The 22,189-nt window shown below is 47.9% G+C and carries 17 protein-coding genes, 2 tRNA genes, 3 rRNA genes and 1 pseudogene; 14 read left to right on the top strand and 9 right to left on the bottom strand.

The window, feature by feature from the left end:
* The first annotated feature begins 56 nt into the window (after positions 1-56).
* The 4 genes from AC53GJ_RS09960 to AC53GJ_RS09945 all read left to right on the top strand — a co-directional run bounded on the left by AC53GJ_RS09960 (position 57) and on the right by AC53GJ_RS09945 (position 4,322).
* Positions 57-569, top strand: a complete 513-nt coding sequence (locus AC53GJ_RS09960; protein WP_496732525.1) for a sigma-70 family RNA polymerase sigma factor — start codon at positions 57-59, stop codon at positions 567-569.
* A complete protein-coding gene (locus AC53GJ_RS09955) occupies positions 562-1,272 on the top strand; it encodes a DUF3379 family protein (protein WP_496732524.1) in 711 nt (236 codons plus the stop codon). The genes AC53GJ_RS09960 and AC53GJ_RS09955 overlap by 8 nt, the downstream gene beginning before the upstream one ends.
* 244 nt (positions 1,273-1,516) lie before the next feature.
* Entirely contained in the window at positions 1,517-2,968 is a 1,452-nt protein-coding gene (gene putP / locus AC53GJ_RS09950) for a sodium/proline symporter PutP (RefSeq protein ID WP_496732779.1), read from the top strand.
* Between the two features lie 130 nt (positions 2,969-3,098).
* Positions 3,099-4,322, top strand: coding sequence for an EAL and HDOD domain-containing protein (locus AC53GJ_RS09945; protein ID WP_496732523.1), 1,224 nt, complete (start codon positions 3,099-3,101; stop codon positions 4,320-4,322).
* Positions 4,323-4,469: 147 nt separating this feature from the next.
* Here AC53GJ_RS09945 and AC53GJ_RS09940 read toward each other — a convergent pair whose 3' ends face one another.
* Positions 4,470-4,790 carry a ComEA family DNA-binding protein gene (locus AC53GJ_RS09940; protein WP_496732522.1) on the bottom strand — a complete coding sequence of 107 codons (321 nt, stop codon included), beginning with the start codon at positions 4,788-4,790 and terminating at the stop codon, positions 4,470-4,472.
* 225 nt (positions 4,791-5,015) lie between these two features.
* On the opposite strand from AC53GJ_RS09940, the gene AC53GJ_RS09935 reads away from it, so the two are divergent.
* The 6 genes from AC53GJ_RS09935 (at position 5,016) to AC53GJ_RS09910 (ending at position 9,435) form a co-directional block, all read left to right on the top strand.
* The gene (locus tag AC53GJ_RS09935; RefSeq protein ID WP_496732521.1) at positions 5,016-5,522 is read left to right on the top strand and encodes a glycine zipper 2TM domain-containing protein; all 507 of its coding nucleotides are present in this window, start codon (positions 5,016-5,018) and stop codon (positions 5,520-5,522) included.
* Between the two features lie 53 nt (positions 5,523-5,575).
* The gene (locus AC53GJ_RS09930) at positions 5,576-6,253 is read left to right on the top strand and encodes a response regulator transcription factor (protein WP_496732520.1); all 678 of its coding nucleotides are present in this window, start codon (positions 5,576-5,578) and stop codon (positions 6,251-6,253) included.
* Positions 6,253-7,572 (top strand): ATP-binding protein, encoded by a 1,320-nt coding sequence (locus AC53GJ_RS09925; protein WP_496732519.1) that lies wholly within the window; start codon positions 6,253-6,255, stop codon positions 7,570-7,572. Before AC53GJ_RS09930 ends, AC53GJ_RS09925 begins: the two co-directional genes overlap by 1 nt.
* A 32-nt stretch (positions 7,573-7,604) precedes the next feature.
* Positions 7,605-7,988 carry a hypothetical protein gene (locus AC53GJ_RS09920; protein WP_496732518.1) on the top strand — a complete coding sequence of 128 codons (384 nt, stop codon included), beginning with the start codon at positions 7,605-7,607 and terminating at the stop codon, positions 7,986-7,988.
* Between the two features lie 144 nt (positions 7,989-8,132).
* Positions 8,133-8,498, top strand: coding sequence for a dihydroneopterin triphosphate 2'-epimerase (gene folX, locus AC53GJ_RS09915; protein WP_496732517.1), 366 nt, complete (start codon positions 8,133-8,135; stop codon positions 8,496-8,498).
* Between the two features lie 43 nt (positions 8,499-8,541).
* Positions 8,542-9,435, top strand: a complete 894-nt coding sequence (locus tag AC53GJ_RS09910) for a TIGR01777 family oxidoreductase (protein ID WP_496732516.1) — start codon at positions 8,542-8,544, stop codon at positions 9,433-9,435.
* 57 nt (positions 9,436-9,492) lie between these two features.
* Here the strand turns inward: AC53GJ_RS09910 and AC53GJ_RS09905 are convergent, their stop codons facing one another.
* On the bottom strand, positions 9,493-12,048 hold the full coding sequence (locus AC53GJ_RS09905) for an ABC transporter permease (RefSeq protein WP_496732515.1): 2,556 nt from the start codon (positions 12,046-12,048) through the stop codon (positions 9,493-9,495).
* Positions 12,035-12,742, bottom strand: a complete 708-nt coding sequence (locus AC53GJ_RS09900) for an ABC transporter ATP-binding protein (protein WP_496732514.1) — start codon at positions 12,740-12,742, stop codon at positions 12,035-12,037. Before AC53GJ_RS09900 ends, AC53GJ_RS09905 begins: the two co-directional genes overlap by 14 nt.
* Here AC53GJ_RS09900 and AC53GJ_RS09895 point away from each other — a divergent pair.
* The 4 genes and pseudogenes from AC53GJ_RS09895 to AC53GJ_RS09880 all read left to right on the top strand — a co-directional run bounded on the left by AC53GJ_RS09895 (position 12,741) and on the right by AC53GJ_RS09880 (position 15,857).
* On the top strand, positions 12,741-13,343 hold the full coding sequence (locus AC53GJ_RS09895; RefSeq protein ID WP_496732513.1) for an arylesterase: 603 nt from the start codon (positions 12,741-12,743) through the stop codon (positions 13,341-13,343). The two genes, AC53GJ_RS09900 and AC53GJ_RS09895, sit on opposite strands and share 2 nt — an antisense overlap.
* A 472-nt stretch (positions 13,344-13,815) precedes the next feature.
* Positions 13,816-14,020, top strand: a pseudogene (locus AC53GJ_RS09890) (IS630 family transposase); the annotation flags it as partial.
* Positions 14,021-14,089: 69 nt separating this feature from the next.
* Positions 14,090-14,578: a helix-turn-helix domain-containing protein gene (locus AC53GJ_RS09885; protein ID WP_496732512.1), complete on the top strand. Its 489-nt coding sequence runs from the start codon at positions 14,090-14,092 to the stop codon at positions 14,576-14,578.
* Between the two features lie 243 nt (positions 14,579-14,821).
* Positions 14,822-15,857 (top strand): IS630 family transposase gene (locus AC53GJ_RS09880; RefSeq protein WP_496732747.1). Its coding sequence is split into 2 segments (ribosomal slippage): positions 14,822-15,282 and positions 15,281-15,857, totalling 1,038 coding nucleotides; the frame shifts between segments, so codons are not numbered across the junction.
* 263 nt (positions 15,858-16,120) lie between these two features.
* On the opposite strand, the gene rrf is transcribed toward AC53GJ_RS09880, so the two are convergent.
* The 6 genes from rrf to AC53GJ_RS09850 all read right to left on the bottom strand — a co-directional run bounded on the left by rrf (position 16,121) and on the right by AC53GJ_RS09850 (position 22,178).
* Positions 16,121-16,235: ribosomal RNA gene (rrf, locus tag AC53GJ_RS09875) — 5S ribosomal RNA — on the bottom strand.
* A 102-nt stretch (positions 16,236-16,337) separates the two neighbouring features.
* A 23S ribosomal RNA gene (locus AC53GJ_RS09870) occupies positions 16,338-19,221 on the bottom strand.
* A gap of 205 nt (positions 19,222-19,426) precedes the next feature.
* A tRNA-Ala gene (locus AC53GJ_RS09865) sits at positions 19,427-19,502 on the bottom strand.
* 12 nt (positions 19,503-19,514) lie between these two features.
* A tRNA-Ile gene (locus AC53GJ_RS09860) sits at positions 19,515-19,591 on the bottom strand.
* 207 nt (positions 19,592-19,798) lie between these two features.
* A 16S ribosomal RNA gene (locus AC53GJ_RS09855) occupies positions 19,799-21,323 on the bottom strand.
* Together the 16S, 23S and 5S rRNA genes with 2 tRNA genes alongside form the textbook arrangement of a ribosomal RNA operon.
* Positions 21,324-21,887: 564 nt before the next feature.
* Positions 21,888-22,178 (bottom strand): DUF6482 family protein, encoded by a 291-nt coding sequence (locus AC53GJ_RS09850; protein ID WP_496732511.1) that lies wholly within the window; start codon positions 22,176-22,178, stop codon positions 21,888-21,890.
* Between the last annotated feature and the right edge of the window lie 11 nt (positions 22,179-22,189).

Below are 22,189 nucleotides of genomic sequence, written 5' to 3'. Positions count from 1 at the left end.
CAGCGCTGTCGCCGGTCTGTTACAGTATCAACCTGCTGAAAATGAAACTTTCGGTTATGACCAACAAACATCTGCGTTATGAAGCACTGGTCCGTTCTTATCATGCGGATCTCTATCGATATGCCTGCTGGTTATGCCAGCACAAAGCCGTGGCAGAAGATTTATTACAGGAAACGTTTTTACGGGCCTGGAAAAGTCTCGACAGCCTGACCGATGCTGCGGCGGCAAAAAGTTGGTTGATCACGATTTTACGCCGGGAAAATGCCCGCCGCTTTGAGCGCAAACAATTCGATTATCAGGATATTGATCAGGATGTGCTGTTAGATGAGCAAAATCTGACTCAGGAACAGCAAGCTGAACAACGACTGATCCGCCAGCATATTTTGCAACTGGCGGCAGATTACCGGGAGCCTTTGTTGTTACAACTGATTTTCGGCATGACCGGCGATGAAATTGCGAATGCACTTGAGCTGAATTTAAACACCGTCAACACCCGTTTATTCCGGGCACGTCAACAGTTAAAAGAGCTGCTGCAAGCCCCAACCAGAGGAGCAGATCAGCATGGATGAACTTGAATTCCGCCGTCGACTGCTGGCTGATCCACAGGCGCGCCAGCCAGAAGTGCAACAGCAGCTACAACTGGACTCACAGCGACAATGCTATCAGCAGGAATTGTTGGAGCTGGAACAGAAGCTGAAACAAAGTCTGCAGCTGCCGGTACCTGCCGATCTGGCCGACCGGTTATTACTGGCTCAGGGCATCGCCAGCTTCAGTGAGCGCAAACAGCAACGGCAGCGTTGGTTCAGTCTGGCCGCAGCAGTGCTGGTGCTTGGTTTACTGGCCCCCACCCTTTATAAGCAACTGTTCTGGTCCGACAATTTAGCCGAGCATGCACTGGCGCATGTCTATCATGAAGCGGCTTATCTGGTCGGCCAGAGTACTGACTTGCCACTGACCGAGGTCAATCAGCTACTGGCTGATTTTAATGCCGAGTTAACGCAATGGCCAGGAGCCGTGCGTTATGCCCGTTATTGTGATTTTCAGGGCCAGCGTTCTTTACATCTGATCCTGCAGACTGCGGATGGACTGCTGACTGTGTTTGTACTGCCACCACAACACGGTTTAACTGGCGACCAGCAATTTGCCGATCAGAACTTCCATGGCCAGAGCCTGCAACTAGGCCAACATTCACTGGTGCTGGTCACCGAGAGACAGCAGGCACTGCAACCCTTTACCGACGAACTGCAACAACATATCCGCTGGCGAATTTAACCATTGGTGTTCTGCCAGCCGCAACTGGTAGCATCAGTGAGGTGATCCATAGAAAAGCACTGGCTCTGTCCGCCAGTGCTTGTTAGCATGTTGCGCTTTTATCGATGCTGCAGCACTATTTGACCATCTCGGTCAACTGAGTCTGCCTTTAACAGTATTCAAGCAATAATAATCAAATCATTCAGCTGAGGTCGTCATTTTGGAAACGGGCACAATTCTCGCATTGTTAATCTATTTCATTGCCATGCTGGCGATAGGTTTGTATGCCTACCGCCAGTCCAGCAGCAATCTGTCCGAATATATGCTCGGAGGTCGTAAACTAGGCCCGGCAGTCACGGCTTTATCGGCTGGCGCGTCCGATATGAGCGGCTGGTTGCTGATGGGCTTACCTGGCGCCTTGTACCTGCTGGGTATTTCGCAAATTTGGATGGCGGTTGGATTGGTTTTGGGCGCCTGGCTTAACTACTTACTGCTGGCACCGCGCTTTCGGGTTTTTACAGAAGTTGCCAAAGACTCCATCACCCTACCGGATTATCTGGAACACAGATTTGCTGACCATACCCGCTTGCTGCGATTAATTTCAGCCTTGGTTATTGTGGTATTTTTTACCTTGTATACCGCATCTGGCGTAGTTGCCGGCGGCAAACTGTTCGAATCCGTATTTCAGCTCGATTATCGCCTCGGTTTAGCGCTGACGGCAGGGGTTGTCATTGCTTATACCTTACTCGGTGGTTTTTTAGCCGTCAGCATGACTGACTTTGTGCAGGGTATTATCATGTTTCTGGCGCTGGTGATGGTGCCAGTCGTCACCTTAAATGAAGTCGGTGGTGTTGGCCCTGTGCTGGATACTGTAGCGATGCTCAATCCAAACCATCTGGATTTATTCACCGGTACCAGTCTGATTGGCATCGTGTCTTTGATGGCCTGGGGCTTAGGTTATTTTGGTCAGCCGCATATCATTGTTCGTTTTATGGCGATACGGTCGGTAAAAGATTTTCCGCTGGCGCGCCGTATCGGTATGTCCTGGATGATTGTCTCTCTGATTGGTGCTGTCGCCACCGGCTTTGTCGGCATTGCCTACGTCCATAAAACAGGCGTCGAATTAAAGGATCCAGAGACCATTTTTATTTTATTATCTCAGGTTTTATTCCATCCCTTTGTTGGCGGATTTTTACTGGCAGCCTTACTGGCTGCAGTGATGAGTACCATTTCCAGTCAATTACTGGTCACCTCCAGTGCCCTGACGCAAGATTTTTATAAAACCTTCCTGAATAAAACCGCCTCTGATCATCATCTGGTGTTAATGGGACGGCTGTCGGTGTTTTTGGTTGCTGTGGTGGCAATTGTCATTGCACTGGACCGCAGCAGTTCTATCCTGAGTCTGGTTGCCAACGCTTGGGCGGGTTTTGGTGCAGCCTTTGGTCCTTTGGTCCTGCTCAGTCTGTATTGGAAAAGAATGAACCTCTGGGGGGCTCTGGCGGGGATGGTTGCCGGTGCGGTTACAGTGTTACTCTGGGTTTATGGCCCATGGACAATGAACGGCATGCCGCTCAATGATTACCTCTACGCGATAGTCCCGGGTGTATTGGTTTCGACCTTGGTCATTTGGCTGATCACTAAGCTGACGGCCGCACCTGAGCAAGCCGTGCTCAACCAATTTGAACAAATGCTGCAACAACTGCGAAAATCAAAATAATTCTTCCTCGGGCAACTGTCGTTTTCAGTTGCCCGTCTTTGTGCACCGACTGACCACTAAATTTTTCACCACCATAACCAATTCTTTGCTACATTGTTGCAAAAGCAACAGGGAAAGGATCTGAGTCTTTATGTATTTTTATGCTGCACGGCAACCTATTCTCGATCGTGATAAAAATCTTTTTGCTTATGAATTGTTGTTTCGTGATGGTCTGGAAAATGTGTTTCCGGATATTGACGGTGATGAAGCCACCTCCAGAATGATCGCCGGTAGCCAGTTTAATTTTGGTTTGGAAGATTTTCTTGGCGATAAACCAGGTTTTATCAATTTCACTCTGGATACCCTGCTGAAGAAATACCCAACGCTATTGCCCAAAGAGCAGATAGTGGTCGAAATACTGGAAACAGTGCAACCAGGCAAGCGTCTGCTCAGTGAAGTGCAGTTGTTAAAAGAACAGGGCTATCAGATTGCATTGGATGATTATATCCATCAGAAAGTCTGGCGGCATTTTTACCCTTATGTCGATATTATCAAAATTGATTTTCGCACCACCAGTCAGCCACTGATGCACGAAATCATTGCAGCTATCGCAGAATTTCCACATATCAAGCTGCTGGCAGAAAAAGTTGAGACCATCGAAGAGTTTCAACTGGCACTGAATATGGGATTTAGTTATTTTCAGGGTTACTTTTTCTCCAAGCCGGAAATGCTGCAAAGCAAAGCGTTATCCCCTGCCCAGCTAACGCTAGCTGAATTATTGTATGAAACGTCAAAATCAGAAATGGACTTGGCCAACATTACCGCCATCTTTCAGCGTGATGTGAACTTATCTTATAAATTACTCAGGTATTCTAATTCCGCCGTATTTAAACGCCGGTCTGAAATCGAAACCATCAAACAAGCCTTGGTCGTGCTGGGTCAGAATGAGTTGAAAAAGTTTTTATCGGTGTTGTTCACCGCCCAGGTCAGCAGCGAAAAGCCGGCCGAATTGATGCGGCTCGCCATGACCAGAGCCAAATTTGCAGAGGGCATTGCCGCTTTACATGGCAAAACAGATACCGCTAAAGCATTTTTGACCGGCATGATGTCTTTGATGGATGCAATTTTGGATGAGCCAATGACCTCTGTCATGAGTAAACTCCCTTTATCCAAGGATATTAAAGATGCGCTGACCGGTGAACCGGGCTTATTGTCCGATTATCTGGCCTTGGTTAAATGTTATGAACAAGCACAATGGCAACAGGCCAATCAAGCGATAGCGCAGTTGGCATTACCGGCAACCCGGTTACCTGATGCTTACCATGAGGCAGTACAATGGGCGAATACCCAAATGAAAGCCCTTGGTGAAAGTTAAATAACCTGATGTGATGGTCTCCTCCCACATCAGGTTCAATACAACCGCATTGTTGCAGGCCAATGCGGTTGATTGTGCTATGACTGTTGTCTGCGTCAGGATTTGCAGCCCCCACGGAGCAAACCCAGTTGCAGCCATAGTGCAGTTTCAGAAACTGACATAAGCGGCAATTTTTTCCGCCAGTTTTGCACCAATGCCTTTCACTTCAGTCAGCTGTTGCTGATTTTTAATGGGCCCTTGCTCTTTAATATAAGCCAGGATAGCTTCAGCCTTTTTCTGACCGATACCGGGAATTGCCACCAATTGTTCAGCTGTGGCTTTATTGATACTGAGTAATGTTTTTACCGCCTGCGTTTGACTGCTCAGTTTGGCAACCTGACCTGCCGGCTCAGCGGCCAGCACCGGATTCAGCCACAACGCCGGCACGCAGTACCATAGGGCCAACTTCAATGATTTGATTCGCATCATCCATTCCTTGTTTGGTTAAAGGTGAGTAAAATATCGCACGGCTGAGCGAGCAGAAACCACAGTGACATTCTGCCAAACGGCCGACTTGTTAACCATAGGATAAAAATAAACATATAATTAACTTTATTTATATCAATTTTACATTAAAGGCTTTTTTTTAGATTCAGCGGCAATTAAGATTGCAGTTGCTATGGTGATAATGCCACCACCAGAGGAGTTAGACTGATGAAATACTTAGCATTATTGCTGCCAATACTGACCGCCTGTAGTAGTTATTCTCAAAATCAGCGGCAGCACTATGTGATGGCAACTGTGACCTCGGCCCAACCGATTTATCGTACCATTGAGGTTCACAAACCAAAGCGGGTCTGTGAAGAACGACAAGTGGTCAAACGTCATCAGGATTCCGCGACACCAACTATTGTCGGTGCTATTATCGGCGGTGCCTTGGGCAATGCTATCGGTCATAACAGCAGCAATAAAAAAGTCGGCATGGCAGCAGGCGCAATTTTAGGCGGCTCAGTCGGTTACGATGTCGGACAGAGTAATGGCACTGATGTGATACATCATGAAACCGTCTGCTATCAGGCTGGGACAGATGTTGAATATCAGAGCGTAGTGGATGGTTATCAAGTCACCTATCAATTGAATGGCCGGGAATATAACACCCGGATGGATCGTGACCCAGGCCCTAACATGCCAGTCTACGTTGAGCCGGTGCGTGGCAATTAATAGCAGTGCTCAGGCTGAGTGGTTCGGACTTTACAGAATAAAAAGGAAAAAACATGCGGGTGTTAGTCGTTGAAGATGAAGTCCTGTTAGCAGATCAAATAAAAAATCATTTGTTGCAACAACAGTTCAGTGTTGATTTGTCGCATGACGGCAGTGATGGCTTTTATAAACTCACTGAATATCCCTATGATCTGGCCATCATTGATATTGGCTTGCCGAAGATGGATGGCTTGTCGCTGATCCGTAAAGCTCGTAGCGCCGATATTAAAACACCGGTCATCGTACTGACGGCTCGCGGCAGTTGGCAGGAAAAAGTGCAAGGACTTGATGCCGGCGCTGATGACTACCTGACCAAACCTTTTCATGTCGAAGAGCTGCTGGCGCGTTGTAATGCTTTGATCCGTCGAGCAGCTGGCCAACCTGATCCAACCCTCACCGCCGGACCTGTCAGTCTGAACAGCAGAACCCAACAGGTCTGGTGTCATGGTGAAGAAGTACCACTGACCGCTTATGAATATAAGGTGTTGGAATATTTTATGCTCAACCCAACTAAAGTGATTTCTAAGACTGAGTTGACGGAACATATTTACGATCAGGATTTTGATCTGGACAGTAACGTCATTGAAGTCTTTGTGTTACGGCTGCGGAAGAAATTGGACCCTACTGGCGAACTCAAACCGATAGAAACGCTGCGCGGACGTGGCTACCGCTTTAATTTGGCTGTGCAGTAATGATGTTATCGCTCAAGTTGCGCCAGGCTGTTGTCAGCCTGGTGCTGCTGTTAATTTTATTACCAGCTTCATTTCTGGCGATTGAACGGGCATTTTTTGCGCAATTACTCACCAGTACTGAACAAAAGCTCGAAGTTCACCTCTATTCCTTTCTGGCAGAATTAACTTCTAAAAACGATATCCTGGAAATCAATAATAGTATTTTACCGGCAGATTTTTTACGGCCTGATTCCGGCACCAGTGCATTTATCGTCAGCGGTGAGAAGTTAATGTGGCAATCTGATTCCTCATTAAATCAGAATTTTATACCGCCACAACATGAAATGTTACCGGGCAAACATGAATTTGTGGCGCTGGAACAGGATGATAAAACCTACTGGACGCTTTCTTTTGCCCTGTTATTTGATATGGGGGATCGCAGCATGCCACTGACGATCCATATAGTGCAGGATGAACAATTATTACAGGCACCCATTCAGAGCTTTCGTAATACGCTGATCCGTTGGTTTATTGGCATCGCCGCTGTATTGATGCTGGTGATGCTGCTGGCTTACTACTGGACAACTCAGCCATTATCGGCGCTGGATCATGAAATTCGTCAGGTAGAAAGTGGTCAACAACAGCAACTGTCAGGGTTTTATCCGGCCGAGTTAACCACCCTCAAAGAAGATGTTAATTTGTTGTTGGCCAGTCAGAACCGGCAAAAACAACGTTATCGTCATCATTTGAGTGACCTTGCTCATGCCTTAAAGACGCCTGTGGCCGTGCTAAACACTTCTGCGCTGGCAGCTCAGCCTGAACTGAAATTACAAATTGACCGTATCACAGCAATGATTGAGCACCAGTTAAAAAGAGCCAGTAGTTCAGGTCAGGATGTCTGGCATAAACAGATCGCTATCCAGCCGGTGTTGGACCAATTGCAAAATGCTTTAAGCAAAATCTATCGGGCGAAAAATATTCAGCTGCAGTTGCGTTGCCCACCTGAAGCCATGTTCCGCGGTGACGAAACCGATCTGATGGAAATGCTGGGAAATCTGCTGGATAATGCCTGCAAAGCCTGTCAATATCAGGTGAATTTGACCATCAATCTGAAACCATTAACATTTTTGGTCGAGGATGACGGTCCTGGTGTCCCGGCGGATAAAACCCTTGAGCTGTTAGACCGTGGTACCAGGCTTGATACTTATAAAGAAGGCCATGGGGTAGGTCTTTCAATTGTGCATGAACTTTGTTTGTCATATTCAGGTAAATTATTGATTGATCGCAGTTCTCTTGGTGGTGCCAGTTTTTGTTTACAATTTCCTGACCACCAGTATTAATATCCATCTTTTTTGTAGGATGCTGCACCGCTGTGAAAAAATGGTTTTTATGCTTATGTATTATTTTAACGCTGGACACTCAGGCAGCGAGCCTTTGTGCCGAAAAACGCCAACTCCACATTGAATATTTCCGTTGTCTGGACCAAGAACTGGAAAAAGTGCAACGTGAAGTCAGTAGTTGGGAAAACAGCCATTTATTCCGACTGGAAGAACTGGAGAAAAATACCGGCCGCAGCGAACCATTACGGGTGTTTAAACGCTCACGGAAAGAATTTATTAAATTCAGCACCGATCATTGCCGCTGGCAATACCTGGCTTTAATCCCGGATAGTCAGGCCGGAACTGGCGCCTTTAAAGAATGTATGCTGCAGCAGTTACAAAATCAGGTCACTATTTTGCAGAACATCCACTACTAAAATTGCGTGCTTGCCCAAGGCAAAGTGATAGCTGCTAAAGATAGCCATTACCGTGCCAAATCTTGATCTGATAGCAGTGCAACCGCGTAATGTCTGCAACTTTCAGGCAAAACAACTTACGGCAAGGCCGTCAGCAGGAACAAGATGAATTTAAATAACGCTATTATTCGGATTAAAAACCTCAGATTACGGACTTTTATCGGCATCAAAGAGGAAGAAATTAATAACAAACAAGATGTAGTGATTAATGTCCGTATTGAATACAGCGCTGCCAACGCAGCGGATTCTGATGAAATGGATCAGGCGTTAAATTACCGCACTATCACCAAAAAAATTATTCAACTAGTTGAAAATAAAAGATTTTCATTACTGGAAAAACTTACGGCTGAGGTATTGGCAATAGCATCCGAGCACCCCGCCGTTCGATTCGCCGAAGTGGAGATTGACAAACCGCATGCCTTACGTTTTGCTGATTCTGTATCATTAGCATTATCCGTCCACAAAAACTGAAACTGGCTATACTCAGCCATATTCTGCCAACAGGAGTTTTGCGATGAGAATATTGCTGACAGGTGCCACCGGTTTAGTCGGTCAGGCCTTGATCAAGCGCTGGCAGCATCAGCACCAGCTGTTTGCATTGAGTCGCAATAGCGTGAAAGCCGGCCAGTTACTTGGCCCGGCAGTGCAAGTGGTGGCAGAACTGGAGCAGCTGGATTTTAACCAGTTAGATGTGGTGGTGAATCTGGCTGGTGAACCTATTGCAGCCAAGCGCTGGTCGGAAAGTCAAAAACAACAGATCTGTCAAAGTCGCTGGCACTTGACCGAACAACTGGTTGCCCTGATCCAACAGGCCAGTACCCCGCCCCATACGCTGCTAAATGCCTCAGCAGTTGGATTTTATGGTCGACAAGGGTCTGAAGCTATTGATGAAAGCTATCAGTCCTACTATCCGGAATTTTCGCATGACGTCTGTGCGCGTTGGGAAAATCTGGCGAACAGAGCCAAATCTGCGAAGACCAGAGTTTGCATCACCCGGATTGGTATTGTGTTGGCAGAACAAGGTGGGGCTCTGCAAAAAATGTTACCTGCGTTTAAGTTAGGCTTGGGGGGCGCTATTGGCAGTGGGGAACAATATATGTCCTGGATCCAGTTGGATGATCTGGTCGCCGCCTTTGATTTTTTGTTAAACAAACCGGAGTTGTCCGGCGTGTTTAATGCGACAGCTCCGATGGCGGTTAGTAATCGTCAGTTCACCCGCTTACTGGCCGAACGGTTACAGCGGCCAGCGCTGTTACCAATGCCGGCTTTCGTTATGAGGTTACTGTTTGGTGAAATGGCTGATTTATTGTTATTTGGCCAGAATATTTATCCACAACGGCTACTTGATGCAGGTTTTCATTTTCAATACAGCCAACTTCGAAATGCCCTGCTGGTGCTGAAACTTTGAATTGACTGCTGGCAACTCTGATAGATAGCACAATCAGAGCGGCCAGCAAATTTAAGGTTAGCTGAGTGCTCTTCTGACTAGGACTGGCGCCGGAATATTCAGTAGACCTCGCAATAACAGAAAACCCAATCCTGCGATCAGCAAAGCCCCAAGACCAGGGCCTATCCACCACAGATTCCAGTGTAATCTGAACGGTAATTCAAATAATCTGACTTGCAATACTGCCAGTAACACCTCTGCTAATATAGTGGCAAATATCCCGGCTAATAAACCCAGAACAGCAAACTCCCCTAACATGGCCTGGCGTAAAAATACTGTTTTGGCACCCAAAGTACGTAAAATTGCCAGCTCCTGTTGTCGCTGCTCCAGAGTTGCCTGCACCTGGGCAACCAGCACCAGCACTGCTGCTGCAAAGACCAACAGTAAAATAACGGTCAGAGCTAATGATACCTGACTGATAATTTCATTCACTTGTTTCAGAATATTGTCGACCGATAATACTGAAATTGTTGGGAATTGTCTGGCAAGTTGATTTAACAGCAACTGTTGCTCCGCCGGTAAATAAAAAGCGGTCAGATAGGTTGCCGGAAAATTCTGCATCAGATCTGGTGACAAAATCATAAAGAAATTAGGCTGTAAGCTGTTCCAGTCAACTTTGCGCAAGCTGCTGACCCTGGCTTTAAACAACTGGCCACCAACCGAAAAAGTTAAATTATCGCCTAATTTTAATTGCAACCGTTCGGCCAGCTCATGCTCAACGGACACTTCAGCCTTTGCATCAGCTTTGAACCATTGCCCGGCCAAGACCTCATTATTAGCTGGTAATTGAGTTAACCAGGTCAGATTTAACTCACGTCCAACACCTTGCCGACTATTGGCACTGTTGCTGTTGTTGTCAGTATCAGCCTGTTGCTCCCCTTTTTGCTGTTCGGCCGCTGCAGCCTGTTCCACTGGCGGCTCATCAGCCAGTGTTTCATCATTTACAGCCAGCACCCGACCTGAAATCATTGGATAATAATCACCGGCCTGTAATTGATGCTCGAGCAGTAGCTGATTGATTTTGGGTTTTTCTTCAGCTGTTACATTGACAAGAAATTGATTCGGCGCGCCTGCCGGCACTTGTTGCTGCCACTGTGAAATCAATTCAGCGCGCAAAAAGTACAATAACAAGGTCAAAAATAACGCCAGACTGAAGGTGATCAACTGAAAACTATTTGGCCACAACCGGCGGCGCAAATTAGCCAACGCTAACTTTAACGCACTACTCTGACCTGCAGCCATTGGTCTGGCTACTTTGACCAGTACAGCAGCAAAACCGAGTAATAAAGCGGCAAACAATACGCAAAGCGCAAACAACCAGCCCGAAAGCAAGGCGTCGCCGCTAAATAACCACATCAACAGATAAATTGCCGCTGCACCACTGCTCAGATGCCACCAGTCCAATTGCCATTCCTGCTGGCGTTGTCGTAACACATTCAGCGCAGGAACTGCTGCCAAGCGCCAGATCGGCCTTGCTGAGAACAGACAACTACAAATCAATGCCGTCAACAAACCCAACCATAAGGGTCTGCTACTAAATTCAGCCTGGTAGTCACCCAACCAGCGACTAATCAGCCATTGCGCGCTACTACTGGCCAATTGGCCAAGCCCAAGCCCTAATAGCAGACTGAACAAACTCACCAGTGCCAGGTGACTGGCATAAATTTTACGTGCCACCGCAGTGGTGACGCCAAGTGCTTTGATAATGGCGACTGATAAAGCGTGTCGCTGACTATATTGATTAGATGCCACTGCTGCCGCACAGGCTGCTAATACTATACCTAATAAACCTGCCAGTAATAAAAACTTTTCAGCCCTGTCAAGCGCAGCGCCAATAGCAGATTCGCGATCAAGCTTTTGCCAGCGGTCATGGGGAGTGAGTAGCGGCTTGACCTGCTGTTCCAGCAGCTGCAATTGGTTGTCACTGCCAGCAAACTGATATCGATAGTTAATCCGACTGCCCGGCTGGATCACTGCAGTAGCGCCTACATCATCAACATGCATCAATAACCGCGGTGCATTGCCAAACACACTGAGTGGCGCATCCGGCTCTTCCACAATCACGCCAGCAACTTGAAGTGATAACACACCAATTTCCAACTGACTACCAATGGTAAGCTGGAGTAGCTGCAACAATCGTGGTTCTAGATAAACCTCACCAGGTTGAAGTTGTGATATCGCTGCAGCCGCTGATTGCTCAGATTGCTCAGATTGCTGTAATAATAACTTGCCGCGTAATGGGTAATTGCCAGACACAGCTTTAACATTGACCAACTGCATAGCGTCGCCGGCAAATACCATAGTACTGAATTGGATCTGACGGGCACTTTGCAGATTAAGCGCGTTCGCCTGCTGAAAAATTTGTTCATTAAAAGGTAAACTGGAACGTAATACTTTATCTGCCGCGATAAAGTTACTGCTGCGCTGAGCGAGCGCCGAACGGACACTTTCGGTAATACCAGTTAATGTCACCACAGTGAACACTGCCAGGCTCAGCGAAAATGCGATCACCCACAACTCACCGCGCTTCAGTTCACGCCAAAACAAGCGCCAGGCTATATTAGGCCACATCATGAACCTCCTGCTGCTGTTGTTGCAACACACCGGCAATCATTTGTAATTGATAACGACAGCGTCTGGCGAGGGTCGGATTATGCGTCACCAGTACTAAAGTTGTGCCTTGCTGCTCATTTAATGCAAACAATAAATCTTCGATCATCACACCTGTAGTGGCGTCAAGATTCGCAGAAGGTTCATCGGCAAACAAAATAGCGGGTTTGGTAATAAAGGCCCGGGCAATAGCCACGCGTTGTTGCTCACCACCAGACAACTGGCTCGGATAAAAGTCAGCCCGATGCGATAGGCCAACCAAGGATAACAATTCGCGGCCACGCTCGGTGGCATCCGCCAAACCAGCCAGCTCAGCGGGTAAAGTGATATTTTCCAGTGCCGTCAAGCCAGGCAGCAGTAGGAAAGACTGAAAGACAAAACCAACCGAGCGGGCTCGAAGTTCGGCTCTGGCATCATCAGACAACAGATGTAATGGCTGGCCTGCCAAATAAACTTCACCAGTGCTTGCAGTATCTAATCCAGCCAGAATGCCCAATAAGGTAGATTTACCAGATCCTGAAGCGCCAACGATAGCGACACTATCACCACGGTTGATTGTTAAATCAATCTGTTGCAGGATAGTCAGTGTTGAATCGGTCAACGCGACAGTCTTGGTCAGGTTTTTGGCCTGGATATAAATTTCTGGTGTATGCGACATGAGATATTTTTTCACTCTTCTGTGTGTAATTTTAAGCTGGCAACTGCAAGCACAAAAACTGCTTATTCTCGGCGACAGCCTGAGCGCAGGTTATGGCATGCAACAACAACAAGGTTGGGTGCACCTGCTGCAACAACAAAGCGCAGCGAAAAAATTGCCCTGGCGACTGGTCAATGCCAGTATCAGCGGCGAAACAACAGCCGGTGGCTTAGCCAGATTACCTGAATTATTGCAACAGCACCAACCTGATACAGTGCTGATCGAATTAGGTGGCAATGATGGCCTACGTGGTTTCCCGATCCCTACTATCGAAAAAAACCTCTTACAAATCATTGAACTGATTAAAGCCCAGCGCGCTCGGCCTGTGCTGATGCAAATACGGATCCCACCGAACTATGGACCACGCTATAACCAAATGTTTGTCGCATTATATCCGCGACTGGCCGAGCAACAGCAATTAACGTTGTGGCCATTTTTTATGGACCAAATTGCTATCGAGCCAAACCTGATGCAAGCTGATGGTATTCACCCGAATGTAAAGGCGCAAGTCAAGATCAGTAACATGATGTTACCTTTGCTTGAAGACTTAGTAGAAAATTGAATTTACGGTATAACCACTCGTCGAAAAATTGCTTTATGGCGAATTTACTGCCGCAAAATTTTTTGATGGTCGCTGTCGGGCAGCCCAATAAACCGGCATCAAGCGATTGACCTAACGCCAACTGTACGCAAAATTGTAAAATTCTAGGTCAATGGAATGCAAATAAGTTGGTAGAGCTCAAAATGCCTAGACTGGACTCGCCGCAGAGCACCAGTCTAAACAGCCCTGCCCCATAATGCACAAATCCACAGCAGCGGATTTATCCAATTCAATCTTGTTTTCTGTTCTAATTGAGTTTCTTCATCAGTATGGCTTAGCCTTATGAATTATACCGCTGAAGATTTGCTCAAACTCTCATGCGCCGATAAAATGCCAGCAAGCGTATACGTTTGCTAGCGCTGTCTCTGTTTCTTGAATGTAAAAACCTCCATTGGTTGCCAACCAGCTTAAAATTAGCCGCACCATTGTCAATAACATTCCTGGCACGGTGCGACTGGAAGGTATCGATGTTCTGTTTTGGGGATGAAGCCAGAATTGGCCAGTAGAATACAACCACGCGCTTATGGGCTAGCACAGGCTCTCGACCACGTGCGGTTAAACAGCAGCAATTTGAATACGCTCATCTTTTCGGCGCCATCTGCCCGGCCAATGGCGCAACAGAAGCATTGATAGTTCCTTTTCTGAGTAATACCATTCCATCTAGTTTTCTGTTCTAATTGAGCTATTAGCATCAATACGGCATTCGCATGATGGATCTTACTCCTGAAGACTTACTGAAGCGCTCTCGAGCCGAAAAAAATGCCCGCAAGCGTATGCGCTTACTGGCGCTGTCTCTGTTTCTTCAATGTAAAAACCGTACATCAGTTGCTGAGCAGCTTAAAATCAGTCGCACCAGTGTGAATACTTGGGTGAGCAACTACCTTGCTTCTGGCCTCGAGGGTTTAGAAGCACGTAAAGCAAAAGGACGTACGCCATTTTTGACTGCCCAGCAGCAAAAACAATTGGGCGACTTTATTACATGCCAAAGCCAGAATGAACATGGTGGCAGGCTGACCGGTGAAAAAATTCTTAACTATATCAAAGCCGAGTTTGGTGTACATTATCACCATAACGCCATTTATAAGTTACTGAAACAACTTGGATTTAGCTGGATAACCAGTCGCTCGCGGCACCCGAAGCAACAACAAGGCGTCCAGGACGCATATATAAAACTTCCAATTGGAAACGATCCTTAACATTCCTGGCACGGTGCGGCTGGAAGATGTCGATGTCTGGTTCCAGGATGAAGCTCGTATCGGCCAGCAGAATACAACCACGCGCTTATGGGCTAGCACAGGCTCTCGGCCACGTGCGGTTAAACAGCAGCAATTTGAATACGCTCATCTTTTCGGCGCCATCTGCCCGGCCAATGGCGTAATACCATTCCATCTAATTTTCTGTTCTAATTGAGCTATTAGCATCAATACGGCATTCGCATGATGGATCTTACTCCTGAAGACTTACTGAAGCGCTCTCGAGCCGAAAAAAATGCCCGCAAGCGTATGCGCTTGCTGGCGCTGTCTCTGTTTCTTCAATGTAAAAACCGTACATCAGTTGCTGAGCAGCTTAAAATCAGTCGCACCAGTGTGAATACTTGGGTGAGCAACTACCTTGCTTCTGGCCTCGAGGGTTTAGAAGCACGTAAAGCAAAAGGACGTACGCCATTTTTGACTGCCCAGCAGCAAAAACAATTGGGCGACTTTATTACATGCCAAAGCCAGAATGAACATGGTGGCAGGCTGACCGGTGAAAAAATTCTTAACTATATCAAAGCCGAGTTTGGTGTACATTATCACCATAACGCCATTTATAAGTTACTGAAACAACTTGGATTTAGCTGGATAACCAGTCGCTCGCGGCACCCGAAGCAACAACAAGGCGTCCAGGACGCATATATAAAACTTCCAATTGGAAACGATCCTTAACATTCCTGGCACGGTGCGGCTGGAAGATGTCGATGTCTGGTTCCAGGATGAAGCTCGTATCGGCCAGCAGAATACAACCACGCGCTTATGGGCTAGCACAGGCTCTCGGCCACGTGCGGTTAAACAGCAGCAATTTGAATACGCTCATCTTTTCGGCGCCATCTGCCCGGCCAATGGCGCAACAGAAGCATTGATAGTTCCTTTTCTGAGTAAAGAGGTGATGAAAATGCACTTAGCGCAAATTTCAGCCACAACAGCCAAGGGCCGCTATGCAGTGGTCGTGATGGATGGCGCGGGTTGGCATACTGATGATATTGCAGATGATTTTCATAACCTGTCGATATTAAAACTGCCACCGTATTCACCTGAACTCAATCCGATAGAGCAAGTATGGAGCTGGCTACGTCAACACCACATAGCCAATCGTTGTTTCGAGAGCTACGAAGCGATTGTGGATGCCTGTAGCGATGCCTGGAATGACTTTATCAGCGATAAAGTACGGGTGAGCAAGATGTGCTCAAGAAACTGGGCGGTACTGAACAGACTTTAAGATGGAATGGTATAATTCCCGGCTTCGCTGTACTACTCTCCAAGTACTCCAGCGCCAGAATCACGATAAATAAAAAAGCCTAGCGAGTTTGGGAGCCTTCATGCCCTTCGCAGAGCTCAGGGCCGTTCAGCCCGGACAACGCCAAATTGTTGGCGTTGTCTGTTTCGGGCTTCACTGTACTACTCTCCAAGTACTCCAGCGCCAGAATCACGATAAATAAAAAAGCCCCAGTCTTTCGACTGGGGCTTTTTCATTTATTGGGAGCCTGGCGGTGTACTACTCTCGCATGGCATCTGCCACACTACCATCGTCGCAGCTGCGTTTCACTTCTGAGTTCGGAATGGATTCAGGTGGTTCCACAGCGCTATTGCCACCAGGCAAAAACTGTTTAGCTTCTTTAACTTAGACAAGCTTGATTACTAATTTTTAGTAGCTCTTGATAGTAGTCGCACACTTACTGCAAAACAACTTGGGCGTTGTATGGTTAAGCCTCTCGGGCAATTAGTATGAGTTAGCTTAACGTATCACTACGCTTCCACACCTCACCTATCAACGTTGTGGTCTCCAACAACCCTTATGTGTACTCAAGGTACAAGGGATGACTCATCTCTTGGCCGGCTTCCCGCTTAGATGCTTTCAGCGGTTATCCGTTCCGAACGTAGCTACCGGGCAGTGCCATTGGCATGACAACCCGAACACCAGCGGTTCGTTCACTCCGGTCCTCTCGTACTAGGAGCAACTCCAATCAATCATCCAACGCCCACGGCAGATAGGGACCGAACTGTCTCACGACGTTCTAAACCCAGCTCGCGTACCACTTTAAATGGCGAACAGCCATACCCTTGGGACCGACTTCAGCCCCAGGATGTGATGAGCCGACATCGAGGTGCCAAACACCGCCGTCGATATGAACTCTTGGGCGGTATCAGCCTGTTATCCCCGGAGTACCTTTTATCCGTTGAGCGATGGCCCTTCCATACAGAACCACCGGATCACTAAGACCTACTTTCGTACCTGCTCGACGTGTCTGTCTCGCAGTTAAGCTGGCTTCTGCCTTTGCACTAACCGTACGATGTCCGACCGTACTTAGCCAACCTTCGTGCTCCTCCGTTACTCTTTAGGAGGAGACCGCCCCAGTCAAACTACCCACCAGACACTGTCCGCAACCCCGATTAGGGGCCCACGTTAGAACATCAAACATGCAAGGGTGGTATTTCAAGGACGGCTCCATCGTGACTAGCGTCACAACTTCAAAGCCTCCCACCTATCCTACACATACAGGGTCAATGTTCAGTGCCAAGCTATAGTAAAGGTTCACGGGGTCTTTCCGTCTAGCCGCGGGTATACGGCATCTTCACCGCAATTTCAATTTCACTGAGTCTCTGGTGGAGACAGCCTGGCCATCATTACACCATTCGTGCAGGTCGGAACTTACCCGACAAGGAATTTCGCTACCTTAGGACCGTTATAGTTACGGCCGCCGTTTACCGGGGCTTCGATCAAGAGCTTCGCTTGCGCTAACCCCATCAATTAACCTTCCGGCACCGGGCAGGTGTCACACCCTATACGTCCTCTCTCGAGTTTGCAGAGTGCTGTGTTTTTAATAAACAGTTGCAGCCAGCTGGTCACTGCGACTCTCAGATGCTTACGGAGCAAGTCCTTCACACCCAAGAGCGTACCTTCTCCCGAAGTTACGGTACTATTTTGCCTAGTTCCTTCACCAGAGTTCTCTCAAGCGCCTTGGTATTCTCTACCTGACCACCTGTGTCGGTTTCGAGTACGGTCGACAAGTACCTGAAGCTTAGAGGCTTTTCCTGGAAGCGTGGCATCAACAGCTTCACCACCTTAGTGGCTCGTCTCGTATCTCAGTCTTAGGCGTCCGGATTTTCCTAAACACCCAACCTACATACTTTCACATGGACTACCAACGCCATGCCTGCCTAGCCTTCTCCGTCCCCCCATCGCAGTACTGTCGGTACGGGAATATTAACCCGTTTCCCATCGACTACGGCTTTCGCCCTCGCCTTAGGGGCCGACTTACCCTACCCTGATTAGCATGGGATAGGAACCCTTGGTCTTCCGGCGGGGAAGTTTTTCACTCCCCTTATCGTTACTTATGTCAGCATTCGCACTTCTGATACCTCCAGCATCCTTCACAAGACACCTTCTACGGCTTACAGAACGCTCCTCTACCACTTGCACATAGTGCAAGTCCACAGCTTCGGTGCATGGTTTAGCCCCGTTACATCTTCCGCGCAGACCGACTCGACTAGTGAGCTATTACGCTTTCTTTAAAGGGTGGCTGCTTCTAAGCCAACCTCCTAGCTGTCTATGCCTTTCCACATCGTTTTCCACTTAACCATGACTTTGGGACCTTAGCTGGTGGTCTGGGTTGTTTCCCTTTTCACGGCGGACGTTAGCACCCGTCGTGTGTCTCCCGAGTAGTACTCATTGGTATTCGGAGTTTGCAAAGGGTTGGTAAGTCGGGATGACCCCCTAGCCTTAACAGTGCTCTACCCCCAATGGTATTCGCTCGAGGCGCTACCTAAATAGCTTTCGAGGAGAACCAGATATCTCCGAGCTTGATTAGCCTTTCACTCCGACCCACAAGTCATCCCCTAATTTTTCAACATTAGTGGGTTCGGTCCTCCAGTTAGTGTTACCCAACCTTCAACCTGCTCATGGGTAGATCGCCCGGTTTCGGGTCTACACCCTGCAACTATTCGCCCAGTTAAGACTCGGTTTCCCTACGGCTCCCCTATTCGGTTAACCTCGCTACAGAATGTAAGTCGCTGACCCATTATACAAAAGGTACGCAGTCACCCCACAAAGGAGGCTCCCACTGCTTGTACGTACACGGTTTCAGGTTCTATTTCACTCCCCTAACAGGGGTTCTTTTCGCCTTTCCCTCACGGTACTGGTTCACTATCGGTCAGTCAGGAGTATTTAGCCTTGGAGGATGGTCCCCCCATATTCAAACAGGATGTCTCGTGTCCCGTCCTACTCGTTTTCACTGATGAAGACTTTTCGTGTACGGGGCTATCACCCTGTATCGCGGCACTTTCCAGAGCCTTCCACTAATTCTTCACCAACTTAAGGGCTAGCCCCCTTTCGCTCGCCGCTACTAAGGGGATCTCGGTTGATTTCTTTTCCTCGGGGTACTTAGATGTTTCAGTTCTCCCGGTTCGCCTCGTATGACTATGTATTCATCATACGATACCAGATAAATCTGGTGGGTTTCCCCATTCGGACATCTGTGAGTCTAACGTCTCTTACCGACTTCTCACAGCTTTTCGCAGGTTAGCACGTCCTTCATCGCCTCTGACTGCCAAGGCATCCACCGTGTACGCTTAGTCACTTAACCATACAACCCCAAATTGTCTTGGAAATCGTAAGTTTGTGCTTAAGGTTCACAATAAAATTGTTGACCTTTATTTTTACTACTATCAGCTTGCCTAATTGTTAAAGAGCATTTTGAGATAAACTCAAATCAAACCACACCAACAAGTGCGCTTTGATTTGAATTTTGCGAGCAATTAATCAGGTATTCTTTAGAATCTTCTAAGGAATGGTGGAGTTAAGCGGGATCGAACCGCTGACCTCCTGCGTGCAAGGCAGGCGCTCTCCCAGCTGAGCTATAACCCCAAATATAAAATTTGGTTGGTCTGAGTAGACTCGAACTACCGACCTCACCCTTATCAGGGGTGCGCTCTAACCACCTGAGCTACAGACCAATTCTAACTTGCCTGTTCGTCTTATTGCTGCGTTGCATTCTTTGCTCACTCAGTCATGTACTACAGTACACTCCTTCGCTCGCTCAGCCTGCGCCTTGCACTAAGCCAAACATTCTTCGTTATAAGCCTGATGGCCTCTAACTGTTTTGCTCTATCTCTGCAATCAATCATCTGTGTGGACACTTCGAAACATCAGTTCGCTATAGGTAAGGAGGTGATCCAACCCCAGGTTCCCCTAGGGTTACCTTGTTACGACTTCACCCCAGTCATGAATCACAAAGTGGTAAGCGCCCTCCCGAAGGTTAAGCTACCTACTTCTTTTGCAACCCACTCCCATGGTGTGACGGGCGGTGTGTACAAGGCCCGGGAACGTATTCACCGCAACATTCTGATTTGCGATTACTAGCGATTCCGACTTCACGCAGTCGAGTTGCAGACTGCGATCCGGACTACGATACGCTTTAAGAGATCCGCTCACTGTCGCCAGCTTGCCTCCCTCTGTACGTACCATTGTAGCACGTGTGTAGCCCTACTCGTAAGGGCCATGATGACTTGACGTCGTCCCCACCTTCCTCCGGTTTATCACCGGCAGTCTCCCTAGAGTTCCCACCATTACGTGCTGGCAACTAAGGATAAGGGTTGCGCTCGTTGCGGGACTTAACCCAACATTTCACAACACGAGCTGACGACAGCCATGCAGCACCTGTCTTAGCGTTCCCGAAGGCACAATCGTATCTCTACAATCTTCGCTAGATGTCAAGAGTAGGTAAGGTTCTTCGCGTTGCGTCGAATTAAACCACATGCTCCACCGCTTGTGCGGGCCCCCGTCAATTCATTTGAGTTTTAATCTTGCGACCGTACTCCCCAGGCGGTCTACTTAGTGCGTTAGCTGCGCTACTCACAGTACAAGACCACGAACAGCTAGTAGACATCGTTTACGGCGTGGACTACCAGGGTATCTAATCCTGTTTGCTCCCCACGCTTTCGCACCTGAGCGTCAGTATCGTGCCAGGGGGCCGCCTTCGCCACTGGTATTCCTCCAAATCTCTACGCATTTCACCGCTACACTTGGAATTCTACCCCCCTCTCACGTACTCTAGTTGGCCAGTTTCAAATGCAATTCCCAGGTTGAGCCCGGGGCTTTCACATCTGACTTAACCAACCGCCTGCGTGCGCTTTACGCCCAGTAATTCCGATTAACGCTTGCACCCTCTGTATTACCGCGGCTGCTGGCACAGAGTTAGCCGGTGCTTCTTCTGCGAGTAACGTCAAAGTTAGCCGCTATTAACGACCAACCCTTCCTCCTCGCTGAAAGTGCTTTACAACCCGAAGGCCTTCTTCACACACGCGGCATGGCTGGATCAGGCTTGCGCCCATTGTCCAATATTCCCCACTGCTGCCTCCCGTAGGAGTCTGGACCGTGTCTCAGTTCCAGTGTGGCTGATCATCCTCTCAAACCAGCTAGGGATCGTCGCCTTGGTGAGCCATTACCTCACCAACTAGCTAATCCCACGTAGGCGCATCCGACAGCATGTGGCCCGAAGGTCCCACACTTTGGTCCGTAGACATTATGCGGTATTAACAGTCGTTTCCAACTGGTATCCCCCTCTGTCGGGTAGCTTCCTACGCATTACTCACCCGTCCGCCGCTAGGTCCGAAAACCCCGCTCGACTTGCATGTGTTAGGCCTGCCGCCAGCGTTCAATCTGAGCCATGATCAAACTCTTCAATTAAAAGTTTTTTCGCTACCTAAGTAGCTGCTCAGTATTACTGACTAAATATTTTACTATCTGGTCACTCACACTCAGTTAATTCGTTTTGCGAATCTCATGAATCGAGTGCCCACACAGATGATTGATTGCTAATTGTTAAAGAGCGTGCTTCGACTACGAAGCGGGAGGCGTATGTTACACTTCCCAGAATTTAAGTCAAGCAGAGAATTTCACTATTTAAATGAGCTTCTCTGCTCAACCTGCCTTACTTCAGAAATCACTGCTGATTTCTACCTCACCACAACTTTCAGACCTTTCAACCTGTCGTCGCTGCGAGGCGGCTATTTTAGTCAGTTTTCATTTCGTGTCAAGCGTCTTTTTATCGACATTTTCAACTTTCTTCAAACTCACCCGGCTTGCTGCTTTCGCACCACCCCGTCGGCATGGGGCGCATTATAGGGAGTTTTTCGCCGGGTGCAAGCGCAAAAGCAGATAAAAATCAAAAAATGTGCCAAAAAGCGCGCGACAGCTCAAATACCACGCACATTGTGCGAAATACCAACGTTCATTGCCACCCTGGCAGCATCAACCTAGAGGCACTTCCAGTTTATTGTCACTTTTGCTCGCTAAACCGATCATTTCATCATAGGCGGACTGATGAACTAACACCGAGGATTTAATTCTGGCCTGACTGAGCTGGTCTTTTACCTGGGTCACACTATAGAATTGCTTTGGCCTGTTATCGTCACCGACGATAAAGCCGGTCCGGCCGTCAAAGTCGACTTCTGCCAGATAAAGGCCCATCTCTAATGAATGAACTGTTAACTTGTTAATTACCACGTCGTCAAAATTCAGATGTTCTAACTTATGTGCCATAACGCCCTCCA

This window comes from Rheinheimera sp. B2H12 (assembly GCF_059620065.1).
This window is presented reverse-complemented; position numbering and strand designations above follow the sequence as displayed.

What these genes read in the sequence shown, in the direction of transcription:
- AC53GJ_RS09850 (WP_496732511.1), bottom strand. Translation starts at nt 22,178, where the DNA reads ATGGCACATAAGTTAGAACATCTGAATTTTGACGACGTGGTAATTAAC.
- AC53GJ_RS09895 (WP_496732513.1), top strand. Translation starts at nt 12,741, where the DNA reads ATGAGATATTTTTTCACTCTTCTGTGTGTAATTTTAAGCTGGCAACTG.
- AC53GJ_RS09910 (WP_496732516.1), top strand. Translation starts at nt 8,542, where the DNA reads ATGAGAATATTGCTGACAGGTGCCACCGGTTTAGTCGGTCAGGCCTTG.
- AC53GJ_RS09885 (WP_496732512.1), top strand. Translation starts at nt 14,090, where the DNA reads ATGATGGATCTTACTCCTGAAGACTTACTGAAGCGCTCTCGAGCCGAA.
- AC53GJ_RS09940 (WP_496732522.1), bottom strand. Translation starts at nt 4,790, where the DNA reads ATGATGCGAATCAAATCATTGAAGTTGGCCCTATGGTACTGCGTGCCG.
- AC53GJ_RS09945 (WP_496732523.1), top strand. Translation starts at nt 3,099, where the DNA reads ATGTATTTTTATGCTGCACGGCAACCTATTCTCGATCGTGATAAAAAT.
- putP (WP_496732779.1), top strand. Translation starts at nt 1,517, where the DNA reads ATGCTGGCGATAGGTTTGTATGCCTACCGCCAGTCCAGCAGCAATCTG.
- AC53GJ_RS09955 (WP_496732524.1), top strand. Translation starts at nt 562, where the DNA reads ATGGATGAACTTGAATTCCGCCGTCGACTGCTGGCTGATCCACAGGCG.
- AC53GJ_RS09960 (WP_496732525.1), top strand. Translation starts at nt 57, where the DNA reads ATGACCAACAAACATCTGCGTTATGAAGCACTGGTCCGTTCTTATCAT.
- folX (WP_496732517.1), top strand. Translation starts at nt 8,133, where the DNA reads ATGAATTTAAATAACGCTATTATTCGGATTAAAAACCTCAGATTACGG.
- AC53GJ_RS09925 (WP_496732519.1), top strand. Translation starts at nt 6,253, where the DNA reads ATGATGTTATCGCTCAAGTTGCGCCAGGCTGTTGTCAGCCTGGTGCTG.
- AC53GJ_RS09905 (WP_496732515.1), bottom strand. Translation starts at nt 12,048, where the DNA reads ATGATGTGGCCTAATATAGCCTGGCGCTTGTTTTGGCGTGAACTGAAG.
- AC53GJ_RS09900 (WP_496732514.1), bottom strand. Translation starts at nt 12,742, where the DNA reads ATGTCGCATACACCAGAAATTTATATCCAGGCCAAAAACCTGACCAAG.
- AC53GJ_RS09935 (WP_496732521.1), top strand. Translation starts at nt 5,016, where the DNA reads ATGAAATACTTAGCATTATTGCTGCCAATACTGACCGCCTGTAGTAGT.
- AC53GJ_RS09930 (WP_496732520.1), top strand. Translation starts at nt 5,576, where the DNA reads ATGCGGGTGTTAGTCGTTGAAGATGAAGTCCTGTTAGCAGATCAAATA.